The organism is Bradyrhizobium sp. 142, from assembly GCF_023074015.1.
Taxonomy (GTDB): domain Bacteria; phylum Pseudomonadota; class Alphaproteobacteria; order Rhizobiales; family Xanthobacteraceae; genus Bradyrhizobium.
Genome location: NZ_JADPKQ010000166.1, coordinates 1 through 22,042, shown reverse-complemented (window position 1 = coordinate 22,042; position 22,042 = coordinate 1). Strand labels below are relative to the sequence as shown.

Here is a 22,042-nt window from a genome sequence, read left to right as displayed (position 1 = left end):
CGAAGAGCAAGGCGGCGCCGAAGTGCTTGCGGTCGGCCAGACGGACCTGCAGCCCGCCGGCCTCCGACGCGGCCGGCGCCCCTTCGGAAACCGGCGCTTCCGCCACGATCGAAAAATCGCCGACGAGCTCACAGCCGCGCCGGAAATCGCCCGCCACGGTCACGCGCTTGAGCTCGGGGCGGGCGCTGCGTAGCGATGCCACCGCGTGGTCCAGCTGGGCGGCTGCGCGATTCATGTGAAGGCGGCCGTGGCCGCTCTTGGCGATGGCCAGGTTCTGCAGGATCTTGGTCTGGAGCGCGGCGCCTAGTCCTTTGGCGCTCCGAATGCGGTCGTCCTTGGCGGCGGCCTCCAATTCCGCGAGCGAGGTGATGTCGAAGATCCACGTAGAGACGCAGCACTTTCTCAGGGCGGAGACCGGGCACGGAAAGCATCTCGAGCACACCCTCGGGAATCTCCTTGCGCAGCTTTTCAAGGCTCGGAACCCGATGTGCGCGAGCAGATCGTCGGTGAAGATGACGAGGACGGAGGTCAGGAGAAACGAGAAGGTGCTCGCCGCGGAGACCAGCGTGCCCGGCCAGCCATGGGCGCGCTGGAGCTCGGCAAGATAGGTACCCTGGCCGTAGAGGCCGAAGCCGAACGTGAAGAAAGGCCATCAGGAAGCAGGCCAGCACGACGCGCCAGCCGCGGTAGTGCAGCGAGGATTCGTCAAAACCCGTTGCGGCAATCATCGATCAACGGCCAAGGGTACGAAACGGGCCATCGTGCCGCACAACTCCTGGTTATTCAGCAGAACATTGTAGCCTTTTGTTGCGCACGCTCACCTCGATGCGCGTCGGCGCGCGTACGTCTCCAGAGCAACGGACCACGTACAAGTACCGTAAGGTATGGTTGAGGTTTCTTAACGGTCCGACGTTAGCCTCAATTCGGCCGAAGCAAGCCGCGTGTCGAGCCGCTCGCTTAATTTGCAGTAACTGGAAATGCCATACAGGTTCGGACGAGCGCCGTTTTTCGGCGTGTTGTCCTCCGCCTGCTCGTGTGCAAGCCCTTCCCTTTCTCGCAGGACAACGCCAATGATGTCATTGTTCAATAATTTGCGAATGCCCACGAAGATCGGCTTGATCACCGGCGTGCTCGGTGCCGTGATGATCGCCCTGGTCGGCTACACCGCGACCCGGATGGCCGCTGTCGATGCCGCCTATACGGATATCATTGTCAGGGTCGACACATCCACCACCCTGGTGGCGCGCATCGCTCGCCGGGTCGAGACCTACCGCGCCGCAGCATTCGAACTCCTCGTCGAGACCACCGAGGCCGGCAACGCCAGGCTCTTGAAGACGACGAAAGAGAATGCGGAATGGGTGATCGAGAATCTCAACAAGGTCCGGCAGAGCGTGCCTGAAAAGGCGGCCGAGGTCGGCGCGCAGATCGAGAGCCTCAAAAAAGCATTTGCTGCCTGCATGCCGCCGATCACGTACGCCTCCACCACGACCAATGCGGAGGATAACGCAAAAGCCGCCGAACAGATGCGCGTCGAGTGCAATGGCGTTCTCCAGGAGGCGGTCGCCTCCCAGATCCATCTCGCTGAAGAGATGGTGGCATTTGCGAAGAGCAGGGCCGACGAGCAACATGCGGACGCCGCCGCCGAGATCAGGAGTTCTTACATCCTTGCCGCTGTCTCCGGCATTTCGGCCATCGCCGGCGCGCTGCTGCTTGGTGTCTTCGGTATCGCGCGGCCATTGTCGCACCTGATCGGTTTGCTCAATCGCATGGCACAGGGCGAGGACGTCGAGATGACAGCGCTGGGCCGTCGCGACGAGATCGGCGACACTGCACGCGCAGTGGAGAGCGTCAAGACGATGCTCGCCGAGAAAGCCCGCCAGGAGGCACTCGCGAAGTCCGAGCAGGATCGCCTTGCCGGCGAGCAACGCAAGCAGGAGATGTACAAGATCGCCAATCAGTTCGAAGGCGCAGTCGGACAGATCATCGAGACGGTATCCTCAGCTTCAACCGAGCTCGAGGCCTCAGCCAGCACGCTGACCGCGACCGCGGCACGCTCCCAGGAATTGTCAACGGTCGTGGCGGCAGCCTCCGAGGAAGCCTCCACAAATGTGCAATCCGTGGCGTCCGCCACCGAGGAGCTGTCGTCGTCCATCAACGAGATCAGCCGCCAAGTGCAGGATTCCGCGCGCATGGCAAGCGAAGCCGTCGGCCAGGCACGTGCGACCACCGTCGAGGTCGGTGAGCTATCGAAGGCGGCAAGCCGGATCGGCGACGTCGTCGAGCTAATCAACACCATCGCGGGGCAGACCAACCTGCTGGCGCTGAACGCGACGATCGAGGCGGCACGCGCCGGTGAAGCCGGCCGTGGCTTCGCCGTGGTCGCGTCCGAGGTAAAGGCGCTCGCCGAACAGACCGCGAAAGCGACGGGCGAGATCGGGCAGCAGATCTCGGGCATTCAATCGGCGACGCAGGCGTCCGTCGGCGCGATCAAGCAGATCAGCGGGACGATCGAACGATTGTCGGAGATCGCCTCGGCGATTGCCGCAGCCGTCGAAGAGCAAGGTGCGGCGACCCAGGAGATCTCCCGCAACGTCCAACAGGCGGCACAAGGCACGCACCAAGTCTCGTCCAACGTGACAGCCGTGCAGCGCGGCGCCGCCGCAACCGGCTCGGCATCCTCGCAGGTGCTGGCGGCCGCGCAATCCCTCGCGCTCGAAGGCAACAGGCTGAAGCTCGAGGTCGGGAACTTCTTGAACACGGTGCGCGCCGCGTAAGCGGATGTGAATTGCACCGGCCCGGCGATTCCATACCAAGCCCTGGGAACGCGGCGCATTGCCCCGGCTGCTCGTCGAGCAGGGCCGTCTCTGGATACCGGATCCTCTGATGTTGGGGCGCTGCCGCCAAAAACTTCGACCGCGCCCGGTCAAACATCCTCGCGGAGCCCCTTGAAAGACGGGTGCCGCACCTTTCCCTCGGCTGACTTCGCGCGATATTCGATCTTGGCGAGCAGCTTCGGCTCGACCCAAATGCCCCTGTGTACGATCCGCTTCGAGTAGGGCTGCGTCTTCCGGATCAGCGGCTTTAGTCGCTTCTGCAGGCCGGCGGCGGAGACCTTGTCGAAGCCGTGGTCGACCTTGCCGGCGTAGACCAACTCGCGGCCCTTGCGTCGGGCGAGGTAGATGCCGTCCCACTTTCCTTCGTCGAGCGCAAAGCCGGCGATCGTGCACGACGATCTCGCCGTCGACGACCGCGGAGCTCGCCTTGATGCGCCAAGCATCATGCGCGACCTTTTTAAACCGATGCGTCCAGTCGTGGCCGCGCCGCGTGAAGACCTTGACCGCCACGTTCGCGAGATGGACCTGTACGCGGTAGCCGTCGAACTTGATTTCGTGAATCCATCGGGATCCGGACGGCACTTTCTCGATCGAGGATGCCAGGGCCGGCTCGACGAATTCCGGGAACGGCGCCTTGACCCCGATATCGGCCGGCTTCCTACGCGCAAACGCCACGAACGAACTCCACGCAACAGATGACTCAAACTGGCACAGGAGGATCGGAACCGGCGAATCCTTACGACGTTGCTTCCACGTCATTTTTTTCTATCGAAGAGGATTCAACCATGGCTGCAGCCAAAAAGAAGACCGCCCGAGGACGCAAGCAGGACCGGGCGCGCGTCGCTGGCGGGCAGAAGTACGAAATCGGCTACGAAGCCAAGAAGACCGGCCGTTCGGCTTCCGCTGTGAAGAAGGCGGTCAAGAAGGTCGGCAATTCCCGCAAGCAGGTCGAGAAGCGCCGCGACCGCTGACTGCTCGCCGGCGCACCCCACATGCCGACGGCACCGTCAAATCCTGCAGGAGAAACGGTTGAAGGCGGTCAGCGTCTGCAGGCGCGGTTCGACGTCGCGCAGGTAGATTTCCGCCTTCAGAAACGCGATCTCGTCGTCGAGCGCGGTCTCGCACACGTCGATGTACCAGGACTTAGGTCGGCCGTCGCTTCCGTCGGACCAGCGGTATCCGCGCTTCTTCAAGGAATCCTTGAGGTCGAACGGAGACTGCTCCGCCCAGACCCTCAACGTTTTCCTCCTCGCCGTCTCCAGCAGGGCGGCGAGCGCGGACGACCCTGTTGTCGGCAATTCGAAAGCGAGGACTTCCAGAAGCGCGTGGCAGTCGTCGACGGCTCGGTGCGCCTGGTGGAAGAAGCCCGCACCGTTCAGCAGGTAACTGAGTTGGGCACCCGCGAAGCCGTGCTTGCGCCAATCGACCTCGGTCGCCGAGCATCCCCAGGGCATACCCTCGAACTCGGGCCAGTATCTCTCGACGAACTTCCTGTCGAAGCCCGCCACGTGCGCGATCGCGATCACCGCGCCGTCGACGAAGGCCATCACGGCAGCCTCGTTGATTCTGTGACCGGCCACCATGTCGTCGGTGATGCCCGTGAGCGCGGTTATGTCGGGCGGGATCGGCGCGGACGGCTCATTGAAGGCGGAGAACGTGTCACGGACGCCGACGATGCGGCCATCCGGCGCGTAGTCGAATTTGACCATCCCGAGCTCGATGATCTCGTTCCTGGCGTGATCGAGGCCGGTCGTCTCGGTGTCGATCAGGATCGCGGTCTTGGTTTCCTGCCCTTTGGGCGGCGGCGAGGGGCTCCGCGGCACCAGGCGCCGCAAGACCCGATAGTCGTCCGATCGGCTCAGCGCCTCAGCCATCGCGGCCAAGTCCGTCGTATCCTGAAACATCTTTGCTCGAGAGGGTCGAGGGCTCCGGCCAGGCCGTGTGCCGTACCATACCGCCCCCGCCTGCCAGGAGGTATCGGAAAGACGAGCAATTCACGGGGTTTTCGCTCATCTCGGCTCGATTGGGTCTTTTACCGGACCTGGTACCGGACCTGGGCGCGGCGGCGGGATCGGTCTGTCGCCGCCAAATTCAGGCCCGTGGCATGTCGGAACCAAGCTGTCCCGATCGTCTTGAATCCAGCCCACCGTTCTTCTGGAGTACCGCGTTCATGGCCCCCCGCGCCAACTGGAAAGGCTTCCTTCGCCTGTCGCTCGTCACCTGCCGATCGCGCTCTACCCGGCCACGTCGGAGAGCGAGAAGATCTCGTTCAATCAGCTCAACCGAAAGACCGGCCACCGCATCAAATACGCCAAGGTGGACGCCGACACCGGCGAGGAGGTCGCCAACGAGGACATCGTCAAGGGCTACAAGGTAGACACCGACACCTCTATCGAGGTGACGAAGGAAGAGCTCGAGAACGTCGCGCTGGAATCCACGCGTACCATCGAGATCGACGAGTTCGTCGACCATAGCGAGATCGACCCGCGCTACCTGACCGCCCCTACTACCTAAGGCCCGACGGCAAGGTCGGTCTCGACACCTTCGCCGCGATCCGCGAGACCATCCGCGAGATGAACAAGGTCGCGATCGGGCGCGTGGTGCTGACCAACCACGAGCACATCATCGCACTCGAGCCGCTCGACAAGGGGCTGATGGGCACTTTGTTGCGCTATCCATACGAAGTGCGCTCTGAGCAGGAGTATTCATGCTCGACCTCGCTAGGCATATCGTGAACCAGAAGGCGGGGCGGTTCGATCCGGAGAAATTCGAGGACCACTACGAGACTGCCCTGATCGACCACATCAACCAGAAGCGGGCCGGCAAGCCGATCACGCCGAAGGAGAGGCCGGCGGCCGGCAACGTCGCGGACCTGATGGAGGCATTGCGGAGGAGCGTCGGCAAGGAAGCGGCTCCAGCAGCCACGGCTGGCAAGACGTTGGGCAAGGCGACGAGCGGGCAAAAGGAAATGCTGATGCCGATCGCCAGCAAGAAGCCCGCAAAGGAGGCGGTCACCAAGAAACCCACCGCCAAAGGTCAGCGCAGATCAGCTTGAGTATACGCCTAATCGCCTCCACCAAGGCAACTCAGGGCATTTGCGCCGATGGAGGCGAGCACAGTATCGATTGCGACCAGTGTTTGGTCAGGTGAAAGGCCGGACGGTGGCTCTTGCCGTCCAATCTCATGCGCGCGGTCGCGAGCATGTGGATCGGAGCGTTTCTGCATCCAGCCGTGCTCTTCACATTGGCGGATCGTGTCGGCTTCGGGTGACGCCGCTGGCCCAAATGATTTATGGCGAAGATGGAAAAAGAACCTGCCGCGAGATACTCAATGCTCGCCTGTCCGTTTTCGCATAGACGAATGTCGCGAAACCCCAATAGAAAGTGGGTGAAAGGCTGGCGCCTGATCCGACGCCGGACGCGATAAAAGCAGGAGACCGGAAATGCCAATCTCAATTTCGATGATAGTGTTGGGTTCGCAGTTGTTTGTCCCGGTGGCCGACGGAGTGCCGAGGTTCGATATTGCGCGGAGCTGCAAGCTTGACGTTGCGGCTACCGCGGGCCTCTCCGTCGATCAGTCGGTAAAGAGCTGCGTGAAGGATGAACAAAAAGCGAATCAGCAGCTCGTAGGCCAATGGCTGAAATTTCCGGCGCCTAGCCGCGCAAGCTGCACCTCACAAGAAAGCATTGGAGGCACGCCAAGTTACGTCAGCTTGCAGACATGCCTGCAGCTCGGTCAGTGGGCGCGTTAACTGCCCTCATCCTGTTTCGATGTCAGGTGCAGTGGTCGAATTCGCTGAGCGCGATTCGGACCTCCCGGGCAAAATCGACGAGCGATACCGTGAAGGTGCCTAGGGCAACCATGAACAGGATGGTCACTCCGCGCTCCTGGAACAACGCACTAACAAGCCGACGACGACAAGTAGATTTGCCGAAATACTACTGATCACCCCAGAAGATTGCCCGGTTCAGCATCACGCGCGGCGGATCAGACGCGGCGGATCGGCCTTGAGACGGCATCGGACGGTGTCCTCGTCGGATATTCCGTTCAGGGCAATCGGTCTATCAACGACTCTGTTGGAGGCGGGAAATCAGGACGGCAATAAAGGCCGCCAAAGCGCTGAGATGAAACGCTGGCACCGCCGCCTGCGGAATGACCTGCGATAGCTGGCTGACGGAGGAAGTATCGGCGAGCATTGAATCCGGCCTTTGCGTGTGCCTGCGAAAACTCAACGGTGTGGCGCGCTCGGGCGGGACGCCGTAGACCCGCTCGGCAAAGACGTGCATGAAGTCGATGCCGCCAGCGGAGACGATGAACGTCCTGAAGCCGCTGGCCCGCAGATATGCGAATAGTTCCAGCACGGCTGATAGATTATTTTGGTGTAGAGCCGGTTACTTGGCGATCGCGATTCAATCGTTCGCGATTTTATCGAATTCCACATTGGTCATGCCGGAATGCGTGCCGTTGACCGAGCGTAAAAATTATGGCCCGCCGGCGAGTGCTCCTTTGAGATCGCTCTTGTGCAGCGAGGCAAACGTGCTCCGCTCACAAAGTGCGGTCATTGTCGAACGTAACAATTCTCTCCGCGGGCGGCACAAGGTCGGGCGATCGGTCACGGTGCCCGACGAAGGTGACGACAGATTCTTTTTGATCATCATATAGTTCCACGACGGCAGCGGATCGGTCCAGGAGAGTTTGCGCCAGGGCGGACACGACAGGAAACCGCCGCGAACGCCGCAACCCGGACACCGTCGCGCGGCTCATATCGGAAAACCTAGGTCGCCCGCTCCAGTGGCGGTTTCTCCCACTTGCCTTCCGTTGCCGCTTCTTTCGGCCAGTACAGGCGCATGATCATGGAGAACGGCCCCTTTGGCCCGGGTAGCCAGTTGGCTTCCTTGTCCCTCCCCGGGGATTCGTTCTGGATAATCAGCGTCAGCCCGCCGTCGGCATCGCGCTTGAGCTGCGGCAGCATCGGTGAATTGATCAGATATCGATTGAGCGGATTGGCCACCAGCAGGCTCTGCGGCTCATCATACATCGTCAGCGACCAGAATGCGTTGACGGGCGGCAATTGACCGGGCGCAAAGCGCAAGGTGTAACGGCTGCGACCGTCCAGCTTTTGTTTCGTCGCATCCACATAGTAAGTCGGATATAGCGCCTCCTGCTTCGAATTGCCGTAGATTCCAAGAACGGCGGCGCCCATGCGGTAGAGATAATCCCCTTTTAGGTACGCGCGCGTGCCGAAGACGTCGCCCGAGTTCAACTTCCCCTCCTCAAATTCTTTCTTCAGGCCGCCGAAAGCAACCCAGGCGTCGGCCATGCCTTGTTCGATGGCCGTCTTCGTCTCGGGTGAGAGCTTGCTCGCGTCAAAGGTCTTTCCCGCGCCGACGCCGATCATGGCGAAGCGCTCCATGAGTTCTTTCTCGGAAGAGACCGTCGGGCAGAACTGCAGGACGAAGTTCAGGATGTCGAAAAACTGCGGCGAGGTTTTCTCTTCTGCAGGCGTCAGCGGCTTGATGAAATCAATGGCGGGGGCTGCCTTTGGCGCAGGCTGGCCGAGAAACGCGGAGAGGGGCTGCACCTTATAGCCGGCCTGGACCTTCTTCACGTTTTCGATGTCGTTGGCGTCAAAGAGCTGCGTGCGATAGGTGGGGAACGCAAGTTCGGTCTCGCAGCGAAACACTTTCTCGATGCCCTTGGGCATTTCGCCTTTCCATGCCGGGCCGGCGAGCAGGAAGCTGCCGCCTCCGTTGCCGGAAGTGCGTGTACCGATATAATCGAAGTTAAACGTGTAATAATCGATGAGTTGCACGCTGAAATAGCGCTCTTTTTCCATCGGCGGTACGGTGAGTACGAGAGGTTCGGATCGCAGGTCCGCGCCCATGAATGAGTAAAGCGTGTCCGAGTTGGGTGTCTGGATCGCCGTGTCAGCGGGCGTGTAGAGACGTGCGCTGTTCCAGATTTCGTTCCAAGGCCCCTTATATTCCGGGGTCGCCTTATCCACCCAATAAGCGTGCTGGATTCGGTAGTTGTCCACGATCGGGAAGCCATAGATATAAGCTTCCTTGGCGATGGCGCGGGCTTCCGCGGGACTTACGCCGGCTTGGGCGTGGGCTGCCGCGAAATCGAGTGCCGGGAGCAAAGCAACTCCGCCGACAAAGCCTCTTCGTGTAATGGTTTTCATGACTCTGGACCTTTCATTCGCTATTCGGTGTCAGACTTGCTCTCTGCCTAGATGGCGGCGGGCACGATCGCCGGTGGCTGCCATGAACCCTCACCAGCCGGCAACACCGAGGGCGCCGATGTCTTCGGCCAATATAGGCGCATCACCAGGTACATTTCGCCGTTCGGTGCCGGCAGCCAGTTGGATTCCTTATCGGCGCCGGGTGAGTCTTTCTGGATATGCAGCGTGAGAGAGCCGTCCGGATTCTTCTTCAGGCCTGATAGCATCGGCGAATTGATCAGGTATCGGTTGATCGGATTTTCGATCAGCAACTGGCTCTTGCCGTCATACATCGTCACCGACCAGAACGCCTCGACCGGCGGGTATTGTCCGGCCGGGAAAGTGACTGCGTAATTATGCTTGGAAGCGTCGAGCACCTCGCCGTTGGCAAGGGTTTTTGTCATCGGGTAGACGGCTTCCACCGCGTCATTGCCGTAAATGCCGCCTTTTGCGGCTGCGGCCCGCTTCAGCCAATCACCGCTATAGAACAGCCGGTCTCCGAACAGCGACCCGACTTTCCACCCGTTGATGTTCTTGCTGCCGCTCGCGAGGTACTTCTCGACTTTTTCTTCGCCGTCCTTCATACCTAGCCCGATTTCGAATTTGTGTGTGAGCGGCAGGTCCTTGAACTCGAAGGTCTTGCCCGCGCCGACGCCGATGCGCGCGAGTTTTTCGCGAATGGCGCGTTCTTCCGGTCCGGCCGGCGCAAACTGGAGCGCGAAGTCGAGATACTCAAAGAAGTTCTTCTTCACGAGCTCCGCATCGGCCTTGGGAAAGTCGATAACCGGCGCCGCGGGCGGCGCCGGTTGCTTGAGGTAGGCCGATAGCGGCTGCGCTTTATAGCCGTCCTGGACCTTCTCAACATTCGGCATGTCTGCCGGATTGAAGAGCTGCGTGCGAATGGCCGCGAAAGAAAACTGGGTCGAGGACTGAAATACTTTCTTGATGCCGGGCGGGCTGGTGCCCTGCCAGCCCGGTCCAGCGACCATATAATCTCCGGCGTCTCTGCCGGTCGCGCGGCTGCCGATATAGCCGTAATTGAACGTGTTGCCGTCGATAAGCTGTACCGTATAATAGCGGGACTTCTCGACAGCTGGCACCGAAACAACCATTGGCTCGGCGCGCAGATCAAACCACAAGATGGAGTATGGCGTGTCGCTGTTGGGCGTCACGACAGCGGTGTCCTTGTATGTTGCGACATGCGTCAGGTTTTTAATCTGGTTGAACGGCGTCTTGAACTGGCTGCCCTTCGCGTCCACGGCGAACTCATACATCACCGCATAGTTCATCACGATCGGAAGACCGTAGATGAAGCCTTCCTCGGCGATGGCCTTGGCTTCGCGGATATCGGGCCATCCTGCTTTGGCCTGCGCGTTCGCCGGGACGGCCTTCGCCGTCGTAACGGTAATTGCAGCCAGCGCTGCGGAACAAAGAAGATCGCGTTTCGTGATCATGTGAGCATTCTCTGTCTTCACTGCTTGGGCTCAAGCTTGAATTTGATCCGGGATCTCGGGCAGCGCTGAACCAAGGACGAGTCCCGCGCGGCCTCTTGGCGCCAACGTTACTGCGCCGCCACGATCGCCGGCGGCTGCCACGTGCCACTGCCAGCGGGCAAGATCGACGGGGTTTCGGTCTTCGGCCAGTACAGCCGCATCACCAGGTAGATTGGGCCGTTCGGTGCCGGCAGCCAGTTCGATTCCTTGTCGGCGCCGGGTGAGTCCTTTTGGATATGCAGCGTGAGAGAGCCGTCCACATTCTTCTTCATGCCGGATAGCATCGGCGAGTTGATCAGGTACCGGTTGATCGGATTCTCGATCAGCAACTGGCTCTTGCCGTCATACATGGTCACCGACCAGAACGCCTCGACCGGCGGGTATTGTCCGGCGGGGAAAGTGACTGTGTATCTATGCTTGGAAGCATCGAGCACCTCGCCGTTGGCCAGGGTTTTGCTCATTGGGTAGACCGCTTCGGCGGCGTCATTGCCGTAAATGCCGCCCTTGGCGCCGGCAGCCCGTTTCAACCAGTCGCCGTTGAAGAAGGCCTGGTCTCCGAACATCGATCCGACCTTCCACCCGTTGATGTTCTTGAAGCCGCTTTCTAGGTACTTGTCGATCTTCTCCTCGCCGTCTTTCATGCCAAGGCCGATTTCAAGTTTGTGCGTCAGCGGAAGATCCTTGAAATCAAAGGTCTTGCCTGGGCCGACGCCAATGCGGGCGAGCTTGGCGCGGATTTCCTTTTCGCCCGGCGTAGCTGGCGCGAACTGCAAGGAGAAGTCGAGATACTCAAAGAAGTTCTTCTTGAACAATTCCTTGTCGATTCTTGGGAAGTCTATGGCGGCCGCGGCGACTGTCGATGTTGATTGCTTCAAATAGGCCGACAGCGGCTGTGCCTTGTAGTCGGCCTGCACCTTCTCCACGTTGGCCATATCGTCCGCACCGAACAGCTGAGTGCGATAGCCTGCGACGGAGAACTGTGTCGAAGATTGAAACACCTTCTTGATTCCGGGCGGAGTTGCGCCTCTCCACTCGGGTCCCACCACCATGTAGTCGCCCGGCTCGGTGCCGGTGGAGCGGCTGCCGATGTAGCCGTAATTGTAGGTGTTGCCGTCCTCCAGTTGCACTGCGTAGTAGCGGCCCTTTTCCACCGCCGGCACGGACAGCACCATCGGCTCCGCGCGCAAATCCATCCACAGGAAGGAGTAGGGCGTGTCGCTGTTGGGGGTAACGATAGAGGTGTCCTTGTAGGTGAAGACACGCGCCTCATTCCTGATGTGGTTGAATGGCGCCTTGAATTGCCCCGAGCTCTCGTCGACCGCATATTCGTACATCACTGCGTAATTCATTACGATCGGCAAGCCGTAGATGAAGCCTTCCTCGGCGATGGCCTTGGCTTCGTGGATGTCCGGCCACTGCGCGAGCGAGACGCTCGGCGTCATGGCGCAAAGTGAACCGGTCATGACCGCTGTAAATGCGCTGCTTGTTAGGATGTTCATATCGAGTCTCCCGCGCTCCGGCTGCCAAAGAGGGTCCTTTGAACGCGATTGACATATTTCTCGGAATTGCACCGGGCGACTATGCAAAAACGACCCGTTTTTCACATCGGGACACGTTTTCCAAGCAATGGCAGCCGAAAAGAATGGGTGTCAGCCGCGCCTATTTTGCGTAAAGTGCCTTGCTACCATCGATTGAGTAAGGACAGCCGTATTGCCCGAGCCGTTAGAGGAGCATCAATTGCTTCTGGCTACCCTGTCGCCATCAAAGGGGCAGATTCGACTGGCGCTCAGCGTCGTCATAGGTCTTTTTGTCGCGCTCGCCGTCACGATACCATTCACGAACATTCAGTTGGCACGTGTTGACGCGTTCATTCCAGCGTTCGAGACAGCAATTGTATTCACCGACCTCGTCACTGCGGCGCTGCTATTTTCTCAATTCTCGATCCTGCGCTGGCGTTCTCTTCTGGTGCTGGCGAATGGGTTTCTTTTTACGACTCTGATTGTCATCCCGCATGCGCTGACCTTTCCGGGGGCCTTCACGCCTACCGGCCTTCTCGGTGCTGGATTGCAAACTACGGCTTGGCTCTACTATTTCTGGCACGCGGGAGCACCGCTGGCCGTGATTGGCTATGTGCTACTCAAGGACGCGGACTATAGGGAAGCGAAGTCCCAGCGCCCGTCGGCGGCTGTCATCGGCTGGAGCGCGGCGTTGGTCGTCGTGATCGTATGCATACTGACCTGGATTGCCATTGGAGCGGAGACATTCCTGCCAAGAATTATGGCCGGGACCAGTGAGGCAAACTGGCCTGTCCTCGCACTAATTGGTTTGCTGATTGCCTCATTGAACGCGGGGGCGTTCGCATTACTGTGGCTACGGCGGCGTTCCGTGCTGGATCTATGGCTTATTGTGATGTGTTGCGCGTGGCTGGCCGAAACCTTGGTCACGGCGTTTGTCTCGGGCCGATACACCCTCGGATTTTATGTCAGCCGGCTTTACGCATTCGTCGCGGTGTTTTCGGTTCTGCTTGCACTGCTTTCCGAGACGATGACGCTCTATTCGAACCTCGTGTATTCGACGTTGAGGCGACGCAGCAACAGCGAGATTGCCATGGATACGATGGCGGCTTCCATCGCTCACGAGGTCAATCAGCCAATTGGTGCAATGAGCTTTAACGGCGAAGCTGCGTTGACGTTACTCTCACAGACTCCACCGAATATTGATGAAGCACGCGCCGCGCTTGAAGCAATCGTCAGTGACGGCGCGCGCGCGCGGCAATGGTGATTGCAAGCCTCCGGTCGATGTTCAAGAGAGATATCCCCCAAAGATCGCACTTTGATGTGAATGACATTCTTCGGGAGGTTATCAAGCTCGTTGACGCCGATTTGCCGTCGCACAAAATAGCAGTCTCGACCGAACTGCGGGAGGCGCTCCCGCAATTGCGAGCCGATCGAGTTCAGTTGCGGCAAGTATTTCTGAACCTCTTTATGAACGCGATCGAGGCGATGCGCCCCGTGAGGGACCGGGTTCGGCTGTTGCGGATCAGGTCGGATTTCATCAAGGACCGTTCGGGCGTGCTAGTCACCATTGAAGATTCCGGCACTGGCATAGTTCCGGCAGACAAGGACCGTATCTTTGAGCCGTTCTTTTCGACGAAATCCACCGGCACGGGGATTGGACTAGCGACCTGTAAATCAATCGTCGAAGCCCATGAGGGGCACCTCCGCGCAGTAGCCAACCATCCCTATGGAGCTATCTTTCACGTTGCGCTGCCACAAGGTGAGGTGAGGCAACGGCTGAGTTGCAAAGCTTATTCATCAAGCCTTTTTCCCGTGGTACTCGAGTCGTGAGCGAACGCTTCCGCCGCAGAAATTCTGATCCCGGGTTCGGAAACTGAACCAATTTCAGGTCCCGACGTCCGAATTTGCATAGGCATATGATTGATCCGGTTCGTATAGATGCAGGCCACCGCATCGGCCCGATATTCCTGATTATGAGCCGAGCAGGCCCCGCAGAAAGCGATCGATCATGAATCGACTTAAATTGGCATGCGTGACGATACTTTGGCTCATCGGCCCGGCGGTGGCGTTCTCGCAGCAGCCGCCGCCGGGCGTGCAGGCGGGATGCTGACTTGCAATCTCGCACCCAGCATCGGCTTGATCGTCGCCGAAAGTCAGCGGATGAGTTGCCGCTTTGCGCCAAACGGTCCGTTTCCATCTCAGAACTATAGCGGAGTGATGAATACGGTCGGGCTCGAGCTCGGGATCAGCGCCGGGGGATGATGGCGTGGGGCGTATTCGCGCCGACCGGAGGGACCCCGATGGGCGCGCTGGCGGGTGAATATGTGGGAGCAAGCGGCGACATTTCGGTCGGTATTGAAGTAGGGGCCAATGCTGTTCGGCGGGTCAAACCGGACGATTGCCTTGCAGCCGTTGTCGGTCGAAGGCCAGGCGGGGCTGAACGTTTCCCTCGGTGTTTCCGGTCTGACGCTGGCTTACGTGCCCTGATAGGATGACGAAGGTCGCGGTCAATCTATGGCCTCGTTGGCTCCGGACACTGCTCGTCGGTGCCACAACCGCCGCCATCATAGGCGGCAGCTGGCTCACCTATCGCTATTTCGCAAAGCCGATTTACTTGACAGTAGCCGCAGGATCGGCGCTGACGGCGAGGCGCTGGCGCTCACCTCGGCAATCTCGGGGCGCCTGGCAGCGTCGAAGTCGCACATACGGTTGAGAGTCAACGATAGCAGCACATCAGCGAACGCAGCCGAGCTACTGGCTGCGAGTAAAGCCGATCTTGCAATTGTTCGCGGCGATACCGGCGGGCTCGCGGACGCACGGAGCGTCATGCTTCTGACCCACGGCGTGGTTCTGATCATGGCGTCAGCGACGGTCAGCGCCGACAGTTTGGGAGATCTGCGCGACACGACTATCGGGGTCATTGGCGGCGCCATCAACCGGCAGATGGTTGATGCCCTGAAGCAGGTCTATCAGTTCGACCGCGCCAAGGTCCGCGTTCAGGATGTCGCCATCGCCGACGGCGCAGCCGCGCTATCATCGGGACAGGTCCACGTGCTTCTTGCGGTCGTCCCGTTGACCGAGAAATACCTGACAAAGATCAGGCAGCTCTTTCAGCAGGCAGTTGCAAAGGGAGCCGTGCCGAAGCTGATCGAGATTGAATCCGCCGGCGCCATCGCCAATGTCGCGCCGTATTATGAAAGCTACGACATTCCAAAGGGGACCCTGCGGGGTGCCCCTCCAGTTCCTTCAGACGATCTGACGTCGCTGCACGTGTCATTGTTTCTTGTCGCCAACAAGTCGGTGGACGCGGACACCATCACTGACCTGGCACAAGCCCTGGTCGACGCGCGAGGGGTGACGGTGCCGATGGCGCCAAGATGGCGGCGCTTAGCCTGGCAGCTCAAAGGCTCCACCATCTGATGAGCCACCGCCGGGCGCTGCTGCGCAAGTGGCCCTAGCTCTACGTGGGGATTACCCCGCCTGCTTCAAGGCGCTACCAAGTGGGTCCGTTGCCAGGCTTTTTCCGCATTCCTTCAGCATGAACTCGGCCACCGGATCGCCCGGAAAGTCATCAAGAATAGTGCGGTAGGCGCACCCTGCCGCTGCAAATTCGTCCGCTTCAAACTGCTGTGAAGCTTGCCAGGTCATCGCGCTGAGCTGTTCATCCTGATCGCGGGCCCTCAAGTCCGGATCGTCGCTCGTGCGGAGTGCGAGCAATTCATAGATCATGAACTGGGTCTTTCGACCCTTCACCTGAACCCGCTTCAGCGGCCGAGCGAGGATATCGGCCTTTGCCTGGTCATAGATGCTGTCGCTGATGCAGATGGTGGTGCCAAACAGCTTGTTGATGCCTTCAAGGCGGGCGGCAACATTCACGCCGTCTCCCAAGGCGGTATAGCTCAGTCGGGTTGAAGACCCGACATTGCCGACAAGGACGTTGGCGCAATTGAGTCCAATCCTGATCTTAATTCGCGGTCGTCCTTCCGCCTCCCAGGCATTGTTGACGCGCTCCATACGGCGGGTCGCACGTACGGCAGCGGCGCAAGCGCGTAGAATGTGGTCAGGACGCTGAACCGGAGCGTTCCAGAACGCCATGATGCCATCGCCGATGAACTTATCGACGGTGCCGCCTTCTTCCGAGATCGCAGACGAGACTTCCTCAAGATAGGTTGAGATCTGGACCAAAAGGTCGGCAGGCGCGAGCGCTTCGGAGTGGCTGGAAAAATTCTCCAGATCGGAAAAGAAAACGGTGAGGTATCGCGGTTCGACGCCCAAGGTCAGTGGAATGCCCGACTTGACGAGCTGGCGGACCACATCGAGCGGAACGAAGGAGGAGAACGATTTCAGCGATGTTCGCAGCAGCGAGGCCGCCGCTTCCAGTGTCGCGATCTCCTGGATGTTCGAAGGCGGACGGGCGGGCGTATCGAATTCGAGGCTTTCAATCGCCTGCAATTGCTCGGACACGTTTTCGACGGGACGCGACAGCCGGCGAGAGGCGAAGAAAATGAAGAACAACTCGATCGCGGTGAGACCAACGATCACGACCATCATCAACCGATTGGTCTTCTTCAAAGTGCCGACGAAATCGTCGATCGGCGTCAACGTGATCACCTGCCAAGGCTGACCAAAGCCGCCCGGGAAATTGGTGAAGGCCGCTATAAAATCCTCTCCATTCGCTGGCGACTGAAAGGTAAAGCTGTTGGCTCCGGTTCGGGCATGCTGGCGGTGAGCTTCGCGCACATCGGGATCGTCGATGTCAGCGAGGGTTGCGATCTTGAGCGCTCCATTCTCGACCCGAACGCCTTTCTGCTTGTCCGGGAAGGCGATGATCTTGCCGTTGCTCCGATGGGCAATGAGCGTCGTGCTGCGCGCGCTGGCTCGATGCTTGTCGAGAAAGCGCGACAGAATGTCTATTGTGATGTTGGCCGTTGCGCAGCCGACGAAGTCTACCCCGTGGAATATTGGAACACGCAAAAAGAGAATGGGGAAACCGGTGTCCGGGTTGATGGAGGGTTCGGTTACCGCGAGTGTCCGCGTCGTTTTGGCGGTCTGATAGCCGGCCAGGAAGCGAATATCGACGTCAGTGGGAACATTATAGGCACCGACTGGATGGGGCCATATGTCGTAGAATGTGCGATGGCGGACCCGTGAGAACGCGAAGGTGATCGCATCGATGTAGCTGGCGTGCCAGTTAGCCTTTGCAGGAATCCGAGGATCAGAACGCCGGCGGTCCTCATCGATGCGGGTGACCACCCGGTGATAACCATCCTCGAAGCTGACGTAGATTGCGTCGATATGTGCTGCCGAGGTAAGCGAGCGATACAGCAGGTCATTGCTTTGCTCAGTTCGGAAGTATCCAGGATCGACGGACGTTACTTCGGCGAGAAAGCGCAGCGGGCTTTCCGTGCTCTCGATCAAATTCTCGGTGCGCTCGATGCCGGCCAGGCTAGTCTGCGCAACTGCGTCGTTCAGGATAGCCACCATGCCGGCCGAGTTCTTGTGGTAGTTGTAGAGCAGGATAAAAACGAGAACGGGAATGCTGAGGCCGATGAACAGCAGCGACATGATCAGGCTCAGTCTCGGCCGCCCCGCAAATCGCGGAAGCGGGCCCAACCAGGCCATTGTGGTCCGCAGTGTAAGGCCCTTTCGATACGCGAGCAGCGCCGCAATCAGGAATCCGAGCGGTACGAGAATGAGTTGAATCAACCAGCGCCGCAGTTTGCCGTCATATCCGTCCCAAATCAGGGTGGGGGGAAGGGTATCATCGGTCAACAGTCCCAGTTGCCTGTAAGTCGCGGCAATACTTCGCCAACGCGCGGGATCCTGCTCGCCGATGCGGTCCGGATCGCGCCCGACCAATATTTCCGTCTGCTCCGCCTCAAACAGCAGGGCCTCGCGGCTCTTTTTCCCCGAATAGCTCTTGAGGATCAAATCAACCGTCGCCTCTTTGTGCGCGAAGGCATAGGCCCAGCCTTTCACGCTGGCCGCCCTGAACGCCGCGACTCCGTCCGGATGGGCTTTCAATTTCGCTTCGGAAGTGCACAAGCTGTCGCCGTAAAAATCGATGCCGGATGCCGCGGGCGCGAAGGTGCGGTAGGCCGCGCCCAACTGCTCAAGGATGAAAGGTTCGTTGGTGCTGTAAGCGATCATCGCGTCGGCCCGACCGGCCAGAAGGTCGCGCGGGTTTCCCTCGTGATCGACGCGCGGTAGGGCTTGATAGTCGACGCCTTCGCGCTTCAGCATCGCGGCGATCTCGTCGCTTCCCGGCATGTCCATCAGCGTGCGGCCGCGCAGCTCCGACACGTTGCTGATATCAGCCCGGCGTGCGACCAGGATGACGGCCGGGGAACGTTGGAAGATGGTGGCCAACACGACCAGTCGGCGGCCCACGCTCCACTCGCGCAGAACGCTGGCGCTGCAGACGCCAAAATCTGCCTTGCCGTCGGCAACCGTTTCGGCGACATCGATCCCCGGACCACCCTCGCGGATGGTGACGTCAAGGCCCGCGTTCCGGTAGAAGCCCTGCTCAAGCGCCGCGTAGTAGCCGGCAAACTGAAACTGATGCTTCCATTTGAGCTGCAGGGAGACGGGCTCGAGTGCGGCGGCAGGATACGATGACAGAAGGGCCAGGCAGGCGGCGATGGCCAGCCGTCTCAGTATACCGGGCTCCCGCACACGCGCGATGAGCGGCCAGGCTGCCGTCACAATCCAAAAGCCTTGATAAACCCGCCTCGTCGCATGTGACCTCATCGAGGGTATTTTATGAGGAGTGAGGTAGTGGTGCCAGTATGCCCCTTTGTCGAAGCTGGCCCTGGAAGGCTACCCATGCGGCAAGTGGTTGCCTATGCAAAATCGGACAATTCGCGCGCACTGAGCTAGTCTTGAGGAAGCTATTTGCTCGACGGCGGAGCGATTTCACCCGGACATCGGCCACTGAAGCTACGGAGATCGACAGCAGAGCGGTCGATCGCTGGAAGAGCGCCAGGCAAACACGGCATCTGAATCAGCGCCGGTGGCCAATAGTTTGCTGTCCAGGCTCGTTCGCAACGTAATCGGATCCGCAGGGTACCACCACGCGGCCGCTTGAAATGCAGAGACGACGTCTTCACGGATCTTCACGGGTCTAACCCGCACCGGGGCGAACCCACCGTTGTCGGGAGATGACGGCGATCCCTGCTCGGGACGATGTCTTTACTTGGTCACTATTCGACGTGTCGGTGCCACCGTGCTGGTGGGTGCCATTGGCGAGATCGAGAACGTCAGCCAGGTATTCCACCCCGCCGGCCGATTTTCGGCGGCGAATTCACCATAGCGTATTGCCTCATCTGAGGATGTTACTTTCGCTTGACGGATGTAGCTCCGACTGTCGGCCGGTCCGAGGTTGCGTCATTGCTCGCAGGATCGGAGGGACTGGGGCCGTCGCGGAGTGCCCATCACACGCAGCGACGGCCCCAGTCCCGGGATCACCAGTAGTGGCCGGTACTGTACGCACCGGCTCTCGTCTTCAGCGCTAAGGTGTTCCAGTCTATCTCAAAATGGCATGCGCTGGCTCAAAATGGCGTGCGCTGGGCGCGGTGAAACGTCACGAGTTGAGCGCGGAGGAAGGGCAGCTGTTGGCCCGAATGCGAAGTCCAGGCGGTGGCCCCCGACGGTCGGCTCATGGAGTTAGACCGGAAGCAACCGGCCGCCCCTCCGAACGACGTTCATGACCCACACCGGAAGTTGCCCCTTCCGATGAACCGCCGCTGTCATGTCGCACAATATTGGGGTCGCAAAACATTTATTGCACTAAACCGCTCCGCGGTAGCACGATCGCAGGGATTTCCGATGCGATAGAAAAAGGCCCCACGGGCGGTGATGTTGGTATGAATACTGATGTGTTTTTCTATCGCGCCTCGGGCATGATCCCGTCTCTCAGCGAACAATTCGATCCTGCCGCTCGTCCATAACCAACTCGCTAATGATAAGCCAGTTTCCGGCGTCCTTTGTCAGTACGATGAGCCGGTGAATTTTCCGTGGCGGAAGTTTCTCCCCGTTGGAGCCTCGTTGGCCGACGACTTCGGTGAACCTGTGTGCGACCGCCACATCGGGGCGTACAAACCGCACGGACAGTTCGGCAGGACCGCTCTGAGACCGGCTGCGGAACTCTGGTCGTGCAAACAAGTTCGATAAATACGTTCGGATATTCGAGCGGCCATGCTGACGTACACCGAACGCATTGGTCCAATCAGCATCGTCGGCGTAAGTACTGCTCGCGCCGTCGGCGTCGAAGTCGCGAAAGGCGGCAACGTTACGCTCGATCAATGAGACAATGGCATCATTCTCGTCGGCCGCAGCCGCCAGTGAAAGGCTGATCGCGAGCGTCAAAAGCAGCGTGATAGCTCGCACGTGCCGTGTCCTCCCTCGCTTGTGCCCGGCGGTTGCCACGACCGGCTCCGGTCGATCGGAGACGCTCCTCTTGGGAGACGTTAGCATGTCGGAAAGGAGAGGGAATATGGCTTAACAGAGCCATTCTCGATGTGTCGTACAATCGCCGTTTCGTGACGCCGCGAGTTGGGATCACTTCCGCCTTTGGTACCTTTGAGACATACCGAGCGCCGCTGACTAAGTCAGTTAATCGGGGTATACCGGAAGTCATCGGTGGACGGCGAAAACGCCGCGATTGACCCATTTGACATTGCAAATCGCTGCTGCAGATCGGCCAGAAAGTTGCGATCGAAACCGCTGGGCGCGCAATAAATAAATACATTCAGTTATCAGTCGAGCGCGGACCTGCTGATCACGTGAGGAGCGCGATGAACCTTCTAGGAATGCTCAAATTCACTGTAATGACCATCGTAGGAACGTCGGTGTTTGCCGGTTTCTCAGTCGCGCAGACTGCCAACGATCTTGTTGGAGCTTGGACCCTCGTCTCGGACGAGAATCTCCGACCGGATGGCAGCAGGGTCCAGGTAATGGGCCAAGATCCGCAGGGTCTGGTCATCTTCCTCATCGACGGCCGCTATTCCTTGCAAATTCTACGCGCGAGTCGTCCGAAATTTGCATCAAACAACCGAATGGAGGAAACCGCAGAGGAGAACAAGGCGGCGGTGGAAGGGGCGAATCCCCATTGGGGCAGATACTCAGTCAACGAGTCGGATAAAACCATTCTCTTCAAGATCGAACATGCGTTCTTCTCCAACTGGGAGGGAACAGAACAAAAGCGCCCCTTCACACTGATGGGTGACCAACTGACATGGATCGCCGCAGCATCAACTGGCGGGAGAGCTGAACTGACTTGGAGACGAGCGAAATAGACACTCAAAATTATCATAGCTGCGTAGTTGGCACTCACGAAGCGCGAACAGCAAGGTGTCGAATTGTTGTCTGAACGTCTCTTGTTGGCCCTTAGCCGAAGGTCGCTTGAATGGGTGTCATGTCGGCTGCCAGAGGCATACCGGACGCCGATCCAGCTTGGCCTCTGCCGCCGCTTTTGACCCAATTGTATGGTCCGGCCGCGCGTTGCAAGAGGTTTCGTCAACCTGGCAGATGCGGTCTTGCATCAATGTATCCGGCCTCTGATTGGAGCGTGTTGTGCTCCGGGCCATCATGGATATCAGCGCGCATTCGAGCTGATTAGCGGACAGGCCTCGAAGGGGCCATTCGGGTCACCAGTGTTCGCATGCGCCGGGAAGACCGATCCTCCATCGTCGTCTCATCCTCTCGCAGACCTCGGCGGGTAAGGGATGTTGGTTACGTCATCGATAGCTCTCACTTCGCACTGTTCCTTTGTTCGTGCCTGGCGGTCGTTCCTTCGTCCCGGCCTGCGCGCGCAGACGCGCCGCGCGCAAGGGCCGTCAAGGCCGGCCGTCGTGCTGTCCTGACGGCTTGCTCTACCGCTGCCAGGCTGCGCCTTGACGGCCCCGAGCACGGCGCGAGGATCAAGCAGGTCGGGACGCCATCTCATCTGTCTTGACGCACTCGAAGGCGCGCCCC

15 protein-coding genes and 6 pseudogenes are annotated in these 22,042 nt (G+C 59.6%); 9 read left to right on the top strand and 12 right to left on the bottom strand.

What is annotated here, in order from left to right:
* The 3 genes and pseudogenes from IVA82_RS15410 to IVA82_RS15400 form a co-directional block, all read right to left on the bottom strand.
* A pseudogene (locus IVA82_RS15410) lies at positions 1-479 on the bottom strand (DNA polymerase/3'-5' exonuclease PolX); the annotation flags it as partial.
* A pseudogene (locus tag IVA82_RS15405) lies at positions 470-728 on the bottom strand (MFS transporter); the annotation flags it as partial. The pseudogenes IVA82_RS15405 and IVA82_RS15410, both read right to left, overlap by 10 nt.
* A 170-nt stretch (positions 729-898) precedes the next feature.
* The gene (locus tag IVA82_RS15400) at positions 899-1,123 is read right to left on the bottom strand and encodes a hypothetical protein (protein ID WP_247390032.1); all 225 of its coding nucleotides are present in this window, start codon (positions 1,121-1,123) and stop codon (positions 899-901) included.
* Here IVA82_RS15400 and IVA82_RS15395 point away from each other — a divergent pair.
* A complete protein-coding gene (locus IVA82_RS15395; protein ID WP_247390031.1) occupies positions 1,074-2,774 on the top strand; it encodes a methyl-accepting chemotaxis protein in 1,701 nt (566 codons plus the stop codon). The genes IVA82_RS15400 and IVA82_RS15395 overlap by 50 nt on opposite strands.
* A 149-nt stretch (positions 2,775-2,923) precedes the next feature.
* On the opposite strand, the pseudogene IVA82_RS15390 reads toward IVA82_RS15395, so the two are convergent.
* Positions 2,924-3,509 (bottom strand): annotated as a pseudogene (locus tag IVA82_RS15390) (hypothetical protein).
* 110 nt (positions 3,510-3,619) lie between these two features.
* Between IVA82_RS15390 and IVA82_RS15385 the strand changes: the two are divergent.
* Positions 3,620-3,805, top strand: coding sequence for a DUF3606 domain-containing protein (locus IVA82_RS15385; protein ID WP_247390028.1), 186 nt, complete (start codon positions 3,620-3,622; stop codon positions 3,803-3,805).
* Positions 3,806-3,841: 36 nt separating this feature from the next.
* Here IVA82_RS15385 and IVA82_RS15380 read toward each other — a convergent pair whose 3' ends face one another.
* Positions 3,842-4,738, bottom strand: a complete 897-nt coding sequence (locus tag IVA82_RS15380; protein ID WP_256469656.1) for a 3'-5' exonuclease — start codon at positions 4,736-4,738, stop codon at positions 3,842-3,844.
* Positions 4,739-5,004: 266 nt separating this feature from the next.
* On the opposite strand from IVA82_RS15380, the pseudogene IVA82_RS15375 reads away from it, so the two are divergent.
* Positions 5,005-5,889: pseudogene (locus tag IVA82_RS15375) on the top strand (Ku protein).
* Between the two features lie 1,009 nt (positions 5,890-6,898).
* Here the strand turns inward: IVA82_RS15375 and IVA82_RS15370 are convergent.
* A complete protein-coding gene (locus IVA82_RS15370; RefSeq protein ID WP_247390027.1) occupies positions 6,899-7,195 on the bottom strand; it encodes a hypothetical protein in 297 nt (98 codons plus the stop codon).
* Between the two features lie 34 nt (positions 7,196-7,229).
* Here IVA82_RS15370 and IVA82_RS15365 point away from each other — a divergent pair, with 34 nt between their 5' ends.
* Complete coding sequence (locus tag IVA82_RS15365; protein WP_247493409.1) at positions 7,230-7,496, top strand: hypothetical protein; 267 nt, start codon at positions 7,230-7,232, stop codon at positions 7,494-7,496.
* Between the two features lie 112 nt (positions 7,497-7,608).
* Here IVA82_RS15365 and IVA82_RS15360 read toward each other — a convergent pair whose 3' ends face one another.
* The 3 genes from IVA82_RS15360 to IVA82_RS15350 form a co-directional block, all read right to left on the bottom strand.
* Positions 7,609-9,018 (bottom strand): DUF1254 domain-containing protein, encoded by a 1,410-nt coding sequence (locus IVA82_RS15360; RefSeq protein ID WP_247390026.1) that lies wholly within the window; start codon positions 9,016-9,018, stop codon positions 7,609-7,611.
* 47 nt (positions 9,019-9,065) lie between these two features.
* Positions 9,066-10,511, bottom strand: a complete 1,446-nt coding sequence (locus IVA82_RS15355) for a DUF1254 domain-containing protein (RefSeq protein ID WP_247390025.1) — start codon at positions 10,509-10,511, stop codon at positions 9,066-9,068.
* 107 nt (positions 10,512-10,618) lie between these two features.
* Positions 10,619-12,013: a DUF1254 domain-containing protein gene (locus tag IVA82_RS15350; protein ID WP_247390029.1), complete on the bottom strand. Its 1,395-nt coding sequence runs from the start codon at positions 12,011-12,013 to the stop codon at positions 10,619-10,621.
* 274 nt (positions 12,014-12,287) lie between these two features.
* Between IVA82_RS15350 and IVA82_RS15345 the strand changes: the two genes are divergently transcribed.
* The 4 genes and pseudogenes from IVA82_RS15345 (at position 12,288) to IVA82_RS15330 (ending at position 15,487) form a co-directional block, all read left to right on the top strand.
* Entirely contained in the window at positions 12,288-13,331 is a 1,044-nt protein-coding gene (locus tag IVA82_RS15345; protein ID WP_247390024.1) for an MASE4 domain-containing protein, read from the top strand.
* A complete protein-coding gene (locus tag IVA82_RS15340; RefSeq protein ID WP_247390023.1) occupies positions 13,325-13,897 on the top strand; it encodes an ATP-binding protein in 573 nt (190 codons plus the stop codon). Before IVA82_RS15345 ends, IVA82_RS15340 begins: the two co-directional genes overlap by 7 nt.
* Positions 13,898-14,095: 198 nt before the next feature.
* Positions 14,096-14,554: pseudogene (locus IVA82_RS15335) on the top strand (DUF992 domain-containing protein).
* A gap of 27 nt (positions 14,555-14,581) precedes the next feature.
* Entirely contained in the window at positions 14,582-15,487 is a 906-nt protein-coding gene (locus IVA82_RS15330; protein ID WP_247390022.1) for a TAXI family TRAP transporter solute-binding subunit, read from the top strand.
* Positions 15,488-15,538: 51 nt separating this feature from the next.
* Here IVA82_RS15330 and IVA82_RS15325 read toward each other — a convergent pair whose 3' ends face one another.
* The 3 genes and pseudogenes from IVA82_RS15325 to IVA82_RS15315 all read right to left on the bottom strand — a co-directional run bounded on the left by IVA82_RS15325 (position 15,539) and on the right by IVA82_RS15315 (position 20,455).
* Positions 15,539-18,772 (bottom strand): ABC transporter substrate-binding protein, encoded by a 3,234-nt coding sequence (locus tag IVA82_RS15325; protein WP_247390021.1) that lies wholly within the window; start codon positions 18,770-18,772, stop codon positions 15,539-15,541.
* Positions 18,773-19,258: 486 nt separating this feature from the next.
* A pseudogene (locus tag IVA82_RS15320) lies at positions 19,259-19,384 on the bottom strand (phenol degradation protein meta); the annotation flags it as partial.
* Between the two features lie 597 nt (positions 19,385-19,981).
* Positions 19,982-20,455, bottom strand: coding sequence for an SgcJ/EcaC family oxidoreductase (locus IVA82_RS15315; RefSeq protein ID WP_247390020.1), 474 nt, complete (start codon positions 20,453-20,455; stop codon positions 19,982-19,984).
* Positions 20,456-20,862: 407 nt separating this feature from the next.
* On the opposite strand from IVA82_RS15315, the gene IVA82_RS15310 reads away from it, so the two are divergent.
* Entirely contained in the window at positions 20,863-21,363 is a 501-nt protein-coding gene (locus tag IVA82_RS15310; RefSeq protein ID WP_247390019.1) for a lipocalin-like domain-containing protein, read from the top strand.
* Positions 21,364-22,042: the final 679 nt, after the last annotated feature.

Bases quoted from the DNA above. Each gene is read 5' to 3' on its own strand.
- IVA82_RS15330 (WP_247390022.1), top strand. From the start codon at position 14,582: ATGGCCTCGTTGGCTCCGGACACTGCTCGTCGGTGCCACAACCGCCGC.
- IVA82_RS15360 (WP_247390026.1), bottom strand. From the start codon at position 9,018: ATGAAAACCATTACACGAAGAGGCTTTGTCGGCGGAGTTGCTTTGCTC.
- IVA82_RS15340 (WP_247390023.1), top strand. From the start codon at position 13,325: ATGGTGATTGCAAGCCTCCGGTCGATGTTCAAGAGAGATATCCCCCAA.
- IVA82_RS15395 (WP_247390031.1), top strand. From the start codon at position 1,074: ATGTCATTGTTCAATAATTTGCGAATGCCCACGAAGATCGGCTTGATC.
- IVA82_RS15350 (WP_247390029.1), bottom strand. From the start codon at position 12,013: ATGACCGGTTCACTTTGCGCCATGACGCCGAGCGTCTCGCTCGCGCAG.
- IVA82_RS15380 (WP_256469656.1), bottom strand. From the start codon at position 4,738: ATGTTTCAGGATACGACGGACTTGGCCGCGATGGCTGAGGCGCTGAGC.
- IVA82_RS15385 (WP_247390028.1), top strand. From the start codon at position 3,620: ATGGCTGCAGCCAAAAAGAAGACCGCCCGAGGACGCAAGCAGGACCGG.
- IVA82_RS15355 (WP_247390025.1), bottom strand. From the start codon at position 10,511: ATGATCACGAAACGCGATCTTCTTTGTTCCGCAGCGCTGGCTGCAATT.
- IVA82_RS15310 (WP_247390019.1), top strand. From the start codon at position 20,863: ATGAACCTTCTAGGAATGCTCAAATTCACTGTAATGACCATCGTAGGA.